This window comes from Sporosarcina pasteurii, assembly GCF_041295575.1.
Classification (GTDB): Bacteria; Bacillota; Bacilli; order Bacillales_A; family Planococcaceae; genus Sporosarcina; species Sporosarcina pasteurii.
This window is the reverse complement of sequence record NZ_CP160452.1, coordinates 1,240,800-1,254,018: the sequence shown is the minus strand read 5'-3', so window position 1 is coordinate 1,254,018 and position 13,219 is coordinate 1,240,800. Positions and strand designations below refer to the sequence as shown.

Sequence of the window (13,219 nt, the reverse complement as noted above, 5' to 3'; positions counted from 1 at the left end):
CTGATTCATCTACACATTTCCAATTTCACTAAATCGGGTATTTCCGAACAGTGCATTTTCTCATGATTATGAGATGCCTACAGTTTCTTTCGCTTTCGTTGTTTTCTTTTTAAATTCTTTACTCTCCATGAGCGTCGTACTATGCTGTGTCTGCACGCGGGCTGTTGGATCTATATAAACCTTTGCATTACTAACAGCGATTGGTGACTCCCCAAATCCAGTAGCAATCAACTTCACTTTGCCGTCATACGTGCAAATGTCTCCAGTCGCATAGATCCCTTCAATATTCGTTTCCATCTTTGAATTAACAACAATGGAGTTTTTATCGATTTCTAATCCCCAATTTTTTATTGGTCCAAGCGATGAAACAAAGCCATAATTGACGAGTACATCGTCTGCTTCAATTTCTAAAGTTTCCTCGCCTCTCGTTTCTTTGACGATGACTTTTTCGATTCGTTCATCACCCACTAACTCAACCGGAACGTATGGAGTCAATATCTCTACATTCGACTGTTTTAGCAACTCAACACTATGCTCATGTGCACGGAATTTATCTCTTCTATGAATTAACGTAACTTTCTCTGCAATAGGCTCAAGCATTAACGCCCAATCCACTGCCGAATCTCCCCCGCCAAAAAGAACGACTTTTTTGTCGGCAAACTGCTGTAAATCTTGAACGAAGTAATGAAGGTTTTTATCCGCAAACTTCTCTTCACTTTCGATATTCATTTTACGAGGTTGAAATGCCCCATTACCTGCTGTAATAATAATCGTTTTGGAGTAATGGATTTCTTTGCTCGTTGTGATTTTAAAAATATCGCCTTCTTTCTCAACAACCTCTACAGACTGTCCCGTACAAATGATTGGATCAAACTGATGCATTTGTTCAGTGAGTCGGTCAACAAGGTCTTGCGCACTAATCTTTGGAAACCCAGCAATATCATAAATGTATTTTTCAGGATAGAGTGCTGACAGTTGCCCACCTAATTGGGGAAGACTTTCAATGATTTTCACTGATGCCTGCCGCATTCCCGCATAAAATGCAGTAAATAACCCAACAGGCCCGCCACCGATAATCGTCATATCAACGACTTCAGACTGATAATTCATATTTTGAACCTCCTTACTAAAAATTTTCCAATAAATTAACGGCGCATTATTCGAAATTAATACCAGGCCGCGCCGTTAACTAAGGAATATGTAGCGGCCTTTAAACAATTAGACCGCATATGTTTAGCCGTAATTCATAATATAAGGCTTATTTTTCCATGTGGCCGTAAGCTATCTAGTTGTAGTGTTACTTTCTTTTCTTGGATTTTAAGCGCATCATTTTCAACAATTAAATGATAATCTTGAACACCTATAAAAGTATCAATCACATCACGTTTTGTTCTGTAAGTAGTAAAATTACACCTTACAACAATTTTATTGTCTTCCTGGCTTTTAATTCTGACGTTGCTAATGTTACGCAACGTTTTGGAATGCGGATATTCAACATGCGCTTCTTTTTTCAATAATCTTTTTGCTCTATCTTCCAATCTCTTACGATCGTCATGGACGTAAAATAATGATGTTGCCGGATTTGCTGTTGGATTTTTAAGCGGTGGAATCAGATAACTTCCGGTATCCGTAAATAATGCAGCCCACTCTTCTAATTTCCATTCGTCTAGCAATTCATTTTCATGATATAAAAATGCTTCGATTTCCGCGCGAGTTTTCGTCATACTAGTGCCTCCTCTTTTTCTTTGACATCTTTCGATATAATTTTATTCCACTGTCTCCAGAAGCTACGCATTTGCTCCTCATCTGTTGCATGCGGCTGCTCGCCATTGTTCATGCGGTTCATTCCTTTAGAGATGTCATTCCATTCGACCCCAGTATTGTTCAAGTAACCTTCTTGACAAAGTTCAAGCGCTTCGTTGTCATCTGGAGATGCAAATCCGCCTGGTCCTAAGAACTCAAGGAAGTTTTCGTTTCTCATCAATCTGGACTTCTCACTTTCTCCAACTGGTGCTAAGGAATAACCTGTTACTTCCATGTAGCCTGGCTCAACTGGATAATAAGTACGCAGTGTAATAGCCATGATGTCATTAATGACTAGGTTCGGGAAAATGAGGATGTTTCGGTTGTAGTTGGCAATTCTGTCTGCTCTTTCCTCGCCAAACCTTTCAACTAGTTTCTGTTTAATTTCATCGATTTCTTTTTTATCTTCTTCATCCCAAGCAGGAGTCCAACGAGCAACCGGCCTACCCCATGGAGATGTGTATTCCATTACCGCATGTCCGTTCCCTAAATCTTTTCCAATTCCTTCAAGCTTTACATTTTTAGCGTTAGCATCTTGCTCCATTTTGATATCGAAATAAGTTTTATGCGTCGGCATTCCGTGATATAAGTCAACACTGTTTTCTCCAATTAACTTCCAGTTTGCCCGTACACTATACTCTTGAGGATCATTAAGTGCTTCCATGCCAAGCTCAGATTGATCTGCGACTAAGTCGATATACTCTTTCGCGTTGCCTAGGTACTCCTCAAGAGAAACAGCATTCTCATCGAAGTTGACAAACATTAGGCCGCGATAACTTTCAAGACGCTCAACTTGTTTCATATTTTTAGCGCCATCACAGTTAAAATCATCCGCGAAACCATCTTTACCAGGCATTCCGACTAACTCGCCGTCGTTTTTAAAACTCCATGCGTGGTAGAAGCAGCGAAACACTCTTGTATTTCCTTCATCTTCACGACAAACAAGTGCACCGCGATGTGGACATGAGTTATATAAAACTCTAATCACATCATCACTTCCACGTGTAAAGAGTAGGTTTCTGCCGCCTACCTTTTTACGTTTGAAATCACCTTTTTTCGGAATTTCAGTTTCATGACCAATAAACAACCAGCACTTGCTAAAAATTTCTTCTCTTTCCTTTTCCAAAATCTCCTGTGACGTAAATGCGCTTCGGTGAACTAAAAACTCGCACTTTTCCTGATTTTCAATTACGTATTTGCTCATTTGTTTTCCTCCTTATTTCTTTAAAAACATTATTTGTGAAGTACTTTTAATTGAAACTCCAATTCTAGCTTCAGTATGCATCCGTCACAAATGGATACATCACTTTTCCAATAGGAACAATAGGTTTAGTTGCCCTATCATCCTGCTAAATGGATTCTAATACTTTACAAAACCTCTAACGGAAAACGCTTACATGTAACCCATTTTTCTATCCACTTCCTACGTTGGCACCGCAATCATCCCCATTAGAAACCTGATTGAGCTTAAAGCGTCTCGAACGAATTGAATATTCTATAAATTTGACCTAGTCCAAGTATATAGTCTACTATAGTGAAAGACCAATTGATTTTTTTTTAGTTTCACCCTTATATTCAAAATTTTTTCTATTCATTTGTTAACCCGAACTTGCACCTCCCCTCTTAGACTCGGAGGTTGCAAGGAATTAGAAAAAAATTCATTTGACAGAAGAAAAACTTTAAGGAGTGATACATATGGACAAAGTTCAGTTAGAGACATTTCTAACAATCGCTAAGCACAAAAGTTACTCAAAGGCAGCTGAATTATTAAATGTCACCCAACCTACAGTAACTGCAAGAATTAAAAACTTGGAAAAGGAACTTGTTTGCCAATTGTTTGAAAGAGTGGGCAGACAAATTACATTAACTGAAGAAGGAAGTATTTTCGTAGAATATGCCACAAGTATATTAACCTATATGAATCATTCCAAAGAAGTAACGAGATCAGCTAAATATCCAAATGTCAGGATTGGGTTTTCTCCGGGCTATTCATATTCCTTTATTACAGAGGTTATCAATTCTGTGATTGATATTGATAACTTAGGAATTACTATCATCGAAGGAGAAGACTCGGTTAGTTTAAATGAACAAATTTTGTCTGGTGAATTTGATCTCGTCTTCACAAGAAATGTTTTATCACATAAACCAGAGTTAATCTCTGAATATTTATTCGATAATCGTCTTATCGCAGCACTTAGTAAAAATCATCCACTAGCAGAAAAAACAACACTTAGATTAAATGATTTACAAGGACAAACAATCATCGGGTATCGCCGACATACAAAATTATGGTCTGAAATAGAACAAAAACTTATAGGGATTCCGAACGTGAAGAGGATTGAAGTTGATAATAACGAGATGTTAAAAAACTTAGTTGAAAGCGGCTTAGGTATAGGCATAACCCCTTCCCTTGGAATTAATAAACATATAGATACAAATTTAGTAGTTAAAAAAATCGAAGGCATTGACAACATTCCAAACAAAGTTTATGTACAATACAGGAAAAACTCTGCCATTGCCAAACCTATTAAAAAAATCATTTACTCTATTATTAATCATGAAATGGAAAAAACCATGTGAGAAGGGATTTTTAAGTCTATTAATATGGATTGCAACACTACAATTAACTTAAATTACAATCTTTTCAGAAGATACATGCTATACTAATGAAAATTATAACTGACAAGATACTCTTTCAAGTGTCAAAATCCAGTTATATAAATAATTAGCAAGGAAAAGGGGTAATGAAATGGAGAATATTACAGTACTCGGAGCAGGAGTTATGGGACATGGTGCTGCACAATTATTTGCGCAAGCAGGAAAAAACGTACGTATTCAAGCAAGGCGCGAAACATCACTTGAGAAAGCGAAAGATATGATTACGAACAGCTTGAAGATTATGGTAGAAAAGGCAATGCTCACAGAAAATGATATGAACCAAGCATTGGCACGTATTACTTATAAAACGGATTTACATGAAGCCATTCAGGATGCTGATTTTATTCTCGAATCCATTCCAGAAGTACTTCAAACGAAGTTAGATACTTACGAGATTATTGAAAGCGCTGTCAGCAAAAATACAATTATTTCATCAAACACATCAACTTTTCCGTTAAAAGAGTTAACAAAAAACGCAAAGCATCCAGAAAGATTTATCATTACGCATTTTTTCAATCCACCACAAATCGTACCTATTGTGGAAATTGTAAAAGTCGAAGATACTGATGAAGCAGTCGTTGAAACAACGTATGATTTGATGAAAGGTATCGGAAAGTCTCCTGTTGTACTAAAAAAAGAAATTACAGGATTTATTGTCAACCGTGTTCAAGTTGCGATGTTGCGTGAGGCTTTTCATTTAATCGAGTCTGGAGTTGCAACCGCCGAAGATATTGATGTCGCAATGAAAGGAAGCATGGGCTTTAAATGGGCATTTTGTGGACCGATGGAAAGTCAAGACTTGGCAGGCCTACAAACAACGGAAGCCATGGTCGGAAACATTATGCAAGATTTATCGAATACGAGAGAGGTGCCTTCATTTTTATCGGACATGGTGGAGCATAATCAGCACGGAATTCGAACGAATCAAGGGTTTTATCAATATGATGATTACGGCGAACAAGCCATTCATACGCGAGACGATCATTTCTTAGATTTATTAAAGTTGATGCAGCAAAAAGCGGACGCAAATAAAGAACCCGTTCTATCTTCTAAAAACTAGTATTTTTGATTATCATTATATCATTAGAAAAAGAAACCAACCCATTTTGGCTGGTTTCTTTTTCAATTTACTTTTTCTTTTCTCCCCAAAGTAAAATGCTCTCTTTCAACGAGAAAAGAAACCATCAAACTACCGACAATTGCCCAAAGCGGTGCACTGATGTTAAAAAAACTTATACCTGACATGCCAATAATCAAGGCAAAGAAAGCCCCCATTTGAAAATGACTGGCTGAAAAAGCAGCTTTAAGTGAATTAATTAAAACACCAAGCATGGCAAGTCCCGCTATAACACTTACAATTACGCTCGGCATGGCAATAATGAATGGGACGAGTACCGTCGCAAACAAACCGAAAGTTGAGAATAGCCCACCGCATACGACTGCGGCTGCATACCGGTGTTCTTTTTCTCCTACATCCTGATCGGAACAAATGGCCGTCATCGGTCCAGCAATATTAATCGCATGTCCCCCAAAACATGAACCGACAAGCCCAACGATTGAACCATAAATTGCCATCGCGTTGTTCGGCGGTTTATAGCCTTGTGCCATTAATACACCCGTTGCTTGTGCATTTTCTGTACAGATAATGAGGATTGCCAGGGGAATCGCTATCGAAACAATGGCATCTAAACTAAATACTGGCATGATAAGTTGCGGCAAAATGAATCCTTCTGAAATACTTTCAATCTTAAATTGATTTGTCAAAACTGCTAATAAAATAGATAGGATTAATGCAGATAATACTGGAGGAATTTTAGTCCGCATTGAGAGTAAAAATGCAATAATTGCCCCGCCTGCTAAAAGCGGCGAAATCGTTATCGACGTAATCATGTCCGTCGCAAAACGGATCATCACCCCAACGATCATACCCATGACAATCGGGACGGGCAACCAGTTCATCACTTTATCAATTAAACCTGATGTGCCTAATAGTATAATCAATAAATGAGCAACTAAATAAGCGCCTACTGCCTCATTGATTGTAAAAAAAGATAAAGACCCCACGACTAATACTGCTCCCGCAATCGAATGCGCTCCTGCGATAGGCTGACGATATTTTATTGATAAAAAAATACCCAGTAACCCGCTAAAAAAATAAACAGCGAATATCCAACTGATTGTTTCGGAATAAGACAAGCCGTTACTAGTCGCACCTCCGATAATAATGAGGGCGGGTCCTGTACAACCAAAAATCGCTGCAACGACCCCAGCGCTAACTGTTTTAAGATTGAGGCTTTGACGCAATGCGAATCTCCCCATACCATCCCCCCTACAAACATACTCTCCACTCTAACTATTCTGTCTATTGAATGCAAGGGGGGATTTGCTTTTTTAGGTTCATTTGGAAATGATGATACTACTGAAAGAATCGTAACAAACTAGAATAATAGAATCATACAAGTCCAACAATGGCCAGTAAAATTGCTGCAATAAGCGCAATTACTGGAATGAGGACCGCTACGACAAAAATGTCTTTATAACTTTCCTTATGACTCATCCCTGTAATCGTCAGCAGTGTTAACACTGCGCCATTATGTGGAAGCGTATCCAATCCTCCTGAAGCAAGGGATGCAACTCGGTGAAATGCCTCTGGACTCATTCCTGTTTCTAAGGCAATCTCATAATACTTGGAGCCTAGCGCTTCTAGGGCAATTCCCATTCCCCCAGATGCTGAACCTGTTGCCCCTGCGAGAATGTTAACGGCCACAGCTTCTGAAATTATAGGATTTCCTTTGATGCCCATTAATAGCTCCGTCAGTTTTTCAAAGCCAGGGACTACTTTTACAACCGTCCCGAACCCAACTGCCGCACTTGTATTTATGATTGCGGTAACTGAACCAATCGCTCCTCCATTAAGTGCTTTGATAAACATGTTCATTTTACTTAAGTTGAGTAGGATAATTAATAGAATACCTGATAGCAGAGCTGCAACAATGTCCCATTTAAACAAATTCAATGTAACCAGAACAATAAGCAATGGCAATAAAGACAAAATAAATGAAGGCACATGCCCATCAGGATTCAGAACATTTTCATCTTCCGGTTCGGTGAACACTTCTCCAGCGAGTCTCGTTTTACTCTCCCGCCAACTTAAATACCAATAGCCACCGCCCAGCATAATGAGTGCGGCTACAATTCCCATAATCGGCGCTGCACCTGCCGTCGTTTTAAAGTAATTGATCGGAATTAAGTTTTGTATTTGCGGTGTTCCAGGAATCGCTGTCATCGTAAACGTGAAAGCACCCAGTGCAATCGTAGGCGGGATTAATCGCCTAGTAATATTTGCTTCTCTAAATAACGATAAAGCAAGCGGATAAACAGCAAATACAACTACAAACAGACTCACCCCACCATAAGTGAGGACAGCTGCTGACAGAACAACTCCTAAGATTGCACGCTTCGTTCCCAATAATTTTGTAATAGAAACAGCAACTGACCTTGCCATTCCCGTGTCCTCCATCAACTTACCAAATATTGCACCTAGTAAAAACACAGGAAACCAAGCTTTGGCAAAATCAACAAATCCGCCCATATACGTGTCTTTATAAGCATCTAATAAATCCAAACCGCCTGTAAGTGCTACAACCCCAGCAGCAATCGGAGCCACCCAAATAATCGACCAACCTAAATAAGCGAGAACCATTAAAACGATGAGTCCAAGAATAATCCCTAACATAAGATTCTCCTTTTCAAAAGTATTTTACTGTGCAGTATATCCGCCATCAATAATGATTGATTGACCTGTCATGCCTTTTGCTTTATCACTTGCAATAAACAATGCGACGTCCGCAATCTCTTGGACCGCCAACAGTCTCTTTTGTGGGACGAGCGGATAGATGACTTCCTCCAAAACTTTTTCAAGTGACACATTTCGATTTGTCGCTAAGTCGACAAGCTGATTCCGGACGAGCGGCGTATCACAGTAGCCTGGACATATTGCATTGACAGTAACGCCATATTCTGCCCCTTCTAATGCAGCTACTTTTGTAAGGCCAATAACGCCATGTTTTGCACTATTATAAGCCGATTTACCGGCGAATCCGATGACCCCATTAATCGATGCCATATTAATGATTCGACCAAATCCTTGCTTTTTCATCATTGGCATCACATGCTTAATGGCCATAAATGGTGCAATCAGCATAATCTTTGTCATAAGCTCAAAACGTTCAGTTGGAAAATCTTCTATTAGCGAAACATGCTGCATCCCCGCATTATTCACCAATACATCGAGCCGGCCGTACCGTTCTACTGTTCTATCAATTGCTTCTTTAATCTCGTTCTCATTAGTAACATCGCATTTCACACCAAAGCAATCATAACCTTCAGCGACTAGATCGGTGACGACTTCATTTAGTTTTTCTTCATTGACATCCGAAAATGCAACCTTGGCTCCTTCTTTTGCAAACTCCAGCCCAATTTCATACCCTATTCCACTTGCTGCCCCTGTAATAAACACAACTTTATCTTTGTTCAATTCAATAACCTCCCCTAGTAATATTGTTTCATTTTCTGTTGCTAAGCATGATGTTACAGGAAATGACACTTCTTTACTTCTTCTAACAAAACGTATGCATGTCCAAAAATCCTTGTAAATAAAGTGTCCCAGGATAAGTGGATTCAGCTAAAGAAGTGTGAACGCTTTTACCTACAAGTTATCTACCCCCCTCTATACTTAATACTCTATCTATTCCGAAATTGCAAGTACCTCAGTCCTAAGACATGTATACGCTTACTTCAAAGAATAAATGAAAGATTTCGTAAAACTTGGCCAATAGACAGCGAGTTATCTTGTTAACTGTGTGATGCAGTAGTAATAATAGATACCATTTTCAGACAAATTTCTTTACGCAAAAAATCCCAAGCAATTAAACTTGGGATTTCATTTAGTTTATTCTATTTATTTCTTGAAGACCAAGGCGTTCCTAAACGAGGCAATACCCAGCGGTCTAGTCCATACCAACCGGCAACTTTCCAAGCTAAGATTAGGACAATTGCAATCATAAACATAACTGGGTTTGAGCTGACCGTACCTGCCAATAAGAAAGACATATTCATTGTTGCACCGAAGAACGCTGCAATTCCCGTTAGCATTCCGACGATCAATCCAATGCCTACTAATACTTCACCCCATGCGACCATATAAGAAAATGGAACCGCATTTGGAATGACAACATTTTCTAAAAACCAAGCATACCATCCAGCAACGTCCCCTGCTTCAGCTTTTGCTAGAGCACCTTTCATGAAACCTTCTATTGCGACGCCTGCTTTATCGCCAGTCCATGCGTCAGACGTAACTTTTCCAATACCTGCTTTTAACCAAGAGTAACCGAGGTATACTCTTAATACCAACCATATCCATGCGGATGTTGTATTTGAAAACAACCATTTTGATAGTGGATTTTCCTCGACAATAACATTTTTCCCAAATTGGGAATTTCTTAATTCTACCATGTCCTCACCTCTAATAAGTTATATAAATAATTACATGCTCACTAAATTAGTTCATGTAAGTTAATAATGCACCGTGTTCAAATTGTTTAAGTGCTACTAACGCTTCTGCCTTATCTTGGTATTCATAAATCCTAACATTTGTTTTCTCAAAAACTGTAAGTAACCACATGTCCTCTCCCCGCCTCCTCTCTAATCGCTTTTATATGATGTAGCCCAATGAGTCTATAAGATTTGTCCGTCTTATTAACTAGTATTATACGCATTTCACTTTCAATGAAAAGTAGTTTGTGAAACACTTCACGAATGCTTCACAACCTTTTGTCCATTTTGTGAACTACTTCACTTAAATGTTTACCGACTATAAGCGTATTCACTAACATTCACACCCCTAAGGGCTGATTGTTGAAATTAGGCAATCTGAAAGTAAATTTAATGTACGAAGTGGTAGCTATCCGCTTCATTCTTTATAGATGTCCAGTTGATACAATCATCTTGTTGAAATCCACCAAATGTTATTTTGAAATAACTTATTTAAAACCATGAAATGAACAAGAACATAATATAAAAAGACGTATTTTTATCCCCTTAATAGTAGTCTAATATTTCGCAATTATCGTTATCTTAAAACATTATTAATTAAATAGTATTCTGATAGCATTAAAAAACGCTTACATGTATTATGTGTTATATGTAAGGGGGGGATTTATCGTGTCAAAATTAACGAAACAACAAATTATTGAAAGTGCCCCACAAAAAGGTTTTTTCGGGCATCCCAAAGGGTTATTCACTTTATTTTTCACTGAGTTTTGGGAACGTTTTTCCTACTATGGAATGCGCGCAATTCTTGTCTTCTACATGTACTATGAAGTCTCAAATGGCGGACTTGGATTAGATAAGACCATCGCGCTATCTATCATGTCAATTTATGGTTCACTCGTCTATATGTCAGGTATTATTGGTGGATGGTTAGCTGATCGGTTATTTGGAACTTCTAAAGCTGTTTTTTACGGCGGGATTCTAATCATGTTTGGGCATTTAGTTTTAGCAATTCCTGGGAACTTAACGATGTTCTTTATTTCGATGGTGCTTATTGTACTTGGTACAGGACTATTAAAGCCTAACGTTTCTAGCGTTGTTGGTGACTTGTATACGGAAGATGATCATCGTCGTGATGCCGGATTTAGTATTTTCTATATGGGAATTAATATGGGTGCATTCGTTTCCCCATTAATTGTCGGGAGTTTAATGAAGACCAGTTTCCATTTAGGCTTTGGTGTTGCAGCTGTCGGAATGTTCTTAGGTTTGGTCGTGTTTATTGCGACGAAAAAGAAAAATCTTGGACTTGCAGGTACACAAGCGCCAAACCCATTAAACCCTTCAGAGAAAAAACGTGCACTAGTGATTTCTTTAGTATCGACAATCGTGACTGCCCTGCTTGTTGCAATTTCTATTCCACAAGGTTGGTTAACGTTTGATTCGTTTGTAGCATTTGTCGGAATATTAGCTTTCCTCATTCCTACTGCTTATTTTATCGTGATGTATAGAAGCCCAAAAACGACTGAAGTTGAGCAATCAAGAATTATCGCTTATATTCCTCTCTTTTTAGCATCTGTTTTATTCTGGGTCATTGCTGAACAAGGGGCAACCGTTTTAGCGCTTTTTGCAGATACAAGGGCGAATTTGAATTTCATGGGGATTGAGCTATCTCCGGCTTGGTTCCAATCGTTCTGGCCTTTATTTGTTATTATTCTTGCACCAATGTTTGCTTGGCTTTGGGTGAAGCTTGGGGATCGGCAGCCAACAATTCCACAGAAGTTTTCACTAGGTTTATTATTCGGTGGTTTATCCTTTATCGTCATTTTATTGCCAAGTTATTTGGGTGGCGGAGATGCGCTTGTGAATCCACTCTGGTTAGTATTAAGTATTTTCTTCGTTGCGGTCGGAGAATTATGTCTCTCCCCTGTTGGTTTATCTGCAACTACAAAACTTGCACCAGCTGCGTTTTCAGCGCAAACAATGAGCTTATGGTTTTTATCAAACGCAGCCGCGCAAGCATTAAATGCGCAACTCGTTAAGTTTTATTCGGCAGAAACTGAAATTATTTATTTTGGTACAATTGGCGGTTCTGCAATTGTCCTCAGTATCTTGCTGTTTTTCATCTCACCAGTGATTCAGCGATTTATGAAGGGCATTCGTTAATTTATTTTATAAACAAGCATAAATAAAACGAGATTTAGGCTGTTGGAAACCCGAATGATCGCCGGGGTTCGGCAGCCTATTTTTTAGAGTTTAGCTCAATTCTATTCGACTTAGATTGACACAACAGGAGTCGATGCACCTATAATATGTATAATTATCTAATCATTGCACAAAACAGAAAGGATTGATGGATACATGGTTAAAAAAATAGCTGTCATTACTGGAGCCGGAAGTGGATTAGGTGCTTCCCTGGCAAAAAAATATGCGGAAGATGGTTATCACGTTTGTTTACTTGGTAGAACAGAAGATAAATTAGTGCGAACTGCGAAAAGCTTACCTAATAAAGCACATTCGATTTTCTCAGTAGACGTATCGTCTAAACGTGAAGTATCCGATGTTTTTACAAACATCAAAGAAAACTTAGGTAGCGTAGATGTCCTTGTAAATAATGCAGGTGTCGGCATGTTTGATGCAGCGGAAAACTTATCAGAAGAAGCTGTACACCAAATGATTGACATCAACTTGAAAGGGACAATTTTCTGTACGCAAGAAGTACTAACCGATATGAAAGCGAAAAATACCGGAAGCATTGTAAACGTCGTTTCCACGGCCGGATTAGAAGGCAAGAAGACAGAATCCGTGTACTGTGCAAGTAAGTTTGGTATGCGAGGTTTCCACGAAAGTCTAGTAGTCGAGCTACAAGAAACAGACATTCACGTATTCGGCGCGTATATGGGCGGTATGAAAACAGAATTTTGGGATGGCATTTTCGATGTGTCTCAAACAGCAGGATTAATGGACCCTGATGATATTGCCGATATCATTTACCATAACGCAGTAGAAAGAAAAAACTTAAATGTGGAGCAAGTGGTCATTAAAAATCATTGAACGATTTGAATACATGCTCACGACGATTAGCAGTCGTGAGCGTTTCTTACATCATACGCTTTTCACCTGCTTTGCTCCAATATCTCCAATTGCTGTTGCAATTCAAAAATGCACCTAAAGCAATGCACACAAATTCATGACGATTCCCCCTTTAGAC

General features: G+C 38.7%; 12 protein-coding genes. 4 read left to right on the top strand and 8 right to left on the bottom strand.

The genetic code is table 11. From position 1 onward, the window contains the following. Window positions 1-66 precede the first annotated feature (66 nt). From AB1H92_RS05650 to AB1H92_RS05640, 3 genes are all read right to left on the bottom strand, one after another. Window positions 67-1,110: an NAD(P)/FAD-dependent oxidoreductase gene (locus AB1H92_RS05650; RefSeq protein WP_115361642.1), complete on the bottom strand. Its 1,044-nt coding sequence runs from the start codon at window positions 1,108-1,110 to the stop codon at window positions 67-69. A 134-nt stretch (window positions 1,111-1,244) separates the two neighbouring features. Beyond that, the gene (locus tag AB1H92_RS05645) at window positions 1,245-1,724 is read right to left on the bottom strand and encodes an aromatic-ring-hydroxylating dioxygenase subunit beta (RefSeq protein WP_115361644.1); all 480 of its coding nucleotides are present in this window, start codon (window positions 1,722-1,724) and stop codon (window positions 1,245-1,247) included. Further along, window positions 1,721-3,007 (bottom strand): Rieske 2Fe-2S domain-containing protein, encoded by a 1,287-nt coding sequence (locus tag AB1H92_RS05640; protein WP_115361646.1) that lies wholly within the window; start codon window positions 3,005-3,007, stop codon window positions 1,721-1,723. The genes AB1H92_RS05645 and AB1H92_RS05640 overlap by 4 nt, the downstream gene beginning before the upstream one ends. Window positions 3,008-3,498: 491 nt before the next feature. Here AB1H92_RS05640 and AB1H92_RS05635 point away from each other — a divergent pair, with 491 nt between their 5' ends. Next, the gene (locus AB1H92_RS05635; RefSeq protein ID WP_115361648.1) at window positions 3,499-4,383 is read left to right on the top strand and encodes a LysR family transcriptional regulator; all 885 of its coding nucleotides are present in this window, start codon (window positions 3,499-3,501) and stop codon (window positions 4,381-4,383) included. 169 nt (window positions 4,384-4,552) lie between these two features. Continuing rightward, complete coding sequence (locus tag AB1H92_RS05630; protein ID WP_115361650.1) at window positions 4,553-5,521, top strand: 3-hydroxyacyl-CoA dehydrogenase family protein; 969 nt, start codon at window positions 4,553-4,555, stop codon at window positions 5,519-5,521. A 62-nt stretch (window positions 5,522-5,583) separates the two neighbouring features. Here AB1H92_RS05630 and AB1H92_RS05625 read toward each other — a convergent pair whose 3' ends face one another. The 5 genes from AB1H92_RS05625 to AB1H92_RS05605 form a co-directional block, all read right to left on the bottom strand. Further along, window positions 5,584-6,780, bottom strand: coding sequence for a benzoate/H(+) symporter BenE family transporter (locus AB1H92_RS05625; RefSeq protein WP_115361652.1), 1,197 nt, complete (start codon window positions 6,778-6,780; stop codon window positions 5,584-5,586). A 133-nt stretch (window positions 6,781-6,913) separates the two neighbouring features. After that, window positions 6,914-8,197, bottom strand: a complete 1,284-nt coding sequence (locus AB1H92_RS05620) for a GntP family permease (protein WP_115361654.1) — start codon at window positions 8,195-8,197, stop codon at window positions 6,914-6,916. Window positions 8,198-8,221: 24 nt separating this feature from the next. Further along, entirely contained in the window at window positions 8,222-8,998 is a 777-nt protein-coding gene (locus tag AB1H92_RS05615) for a 3-hydroxybutyrate dehydrogenase (protein WP_115364101.1), read from the bottom strand. A 419-nt stretch (window positions 8,999-9,417) separates the two neighbouring features. Further along, the gene (locus tag AB1H92_RS05610; protein ID WP_115361656.1) at window positions 9,418-9,975 is read right to left on the bottom strand and encodes a DoxX family protein; all 558 of its coding nucleotides are present in this window, start codon (window positions 9,973-9,975) and stop codon (window positions 9,418-9,420) included. Between the two features lie 46 nt (window positions 9,976-10,021). After that, window positions 10,022-10,144, bottom strand: coding sequence for a hypothetical protein (locus AB1H92_RS05605; protein WP_256594309.1), 123 nt, complete (start codon window positions 10,142-10,144; stop codon window positions 10,022-10,024). Between the two features lie 539 nt (window positions 10,145-10,683). Between AB1H92_RS05605 and AB1H92_RS05600 the strand changes: the two genes are divergently transcribed. Together AB1H92_RS05600 and AB1H92_RS05595 are read left to right on the top strand one after the other, a co-directional pair. Beyond that, window positions 10,684-12,174 (top strand): peptide MFS transporter, encoded by a 1,491-nt coding sequence (locus tag AB1H92_RS05600; protein ID WP_370475433.1) that lies wholly within the window; start codon window positions 10,684-10,686, stop codon window positions 12,172-12,174. Between the two features lie 195 nt (window positions 12,175-12,369). Next, the gene (locus tag AB1H92_RS05595) at window positions 12,370-13,062 is read left to right on the top strand and encodes an SDR family oxidoreductase (RefSeq protein WP_115361660.1); all 693 of its coding nucleotides are present in this window, start codon (window positions 12,370-12,372) and stop codon (window positions 13,060-13,062) included. The last annotated feature ends 157 nt before the right edge of the window (window positions 13,063-13,219 follow it).

Bases quoted from the DNA above. Each gene is read 5' to 3' on its own strand.
- AB1H92_RS05605 (WP_256594309.1), bottom strand. From the start codon at position 10,144: ATGTGGTTACTTACAGTTTTTGAGAAAACAAATGTTAGGATTTATGAA.
- AB1H92_RS05620 (WP_115361654.1), bottom strand. From the start codon at position 8,197: ATGTTAGGGATTATTCTTGGACTCATCGTTTTAATGGTTCTCGCTTAT.
- AB1H92_RS05640 (WP_115361646.1), bottom strand. From the start codon at position 3,007: ATGAGCAAATACGTAATTGAAAATCAGGAAAAGTGCGAGTTTTTAGTT.
- AB1H92_RS05625 (WP_115361652.1), bottom strand. From the start codon at position 6,780: ATGGGGAGATTCGCATTGCGTCAAAGCCTCAATCTTAAAACAGTTAGC.
- AB1H92_RS05630 (WP_115361650.1), top strand. From the start codon at position 4,553: ATGGAGAATATTACAGTACTCGGAGCAGGAGTTATGGGACATGGTGCT.
- AB1H92_RS05610 (WP_115361656.1), bottom strand. From the start codon at position 9,975: ATGGTAGAATTAAGAAATTCCCAATTTGGGAAAAATGTTATTGTCGAG.
- AB1H92_RS05635 (WP_115361648.1), top strand. From the start codon at position 3,499: ATGGACAAAGTTCAGTTAGAGACATTTCTAACAATCGCTAAGCACAAA.
- AB1H92_RS05645 (WP_115361644.1), bottom strand. From the start codon at position 1,724: ATGACGAAAACTCGCGCGGAAATCGAAGCATTTTTATATCATGAAAAT.
- AB1H92_RS05595 (WP_115361660.1), top strand. From the start codon at position 12,370: ATGGTTAAAAAAATAGCTGTCATTACTGGAGCCGGAAGTGGATTAGGT.
- AB1H92_RS05650 (WP_115361642.1), bottom strand. From the start codon at position 1,110: ATGAATTATCAGTCTGAAGTCGTTGATATGACGATTATCGGTGGCGGG.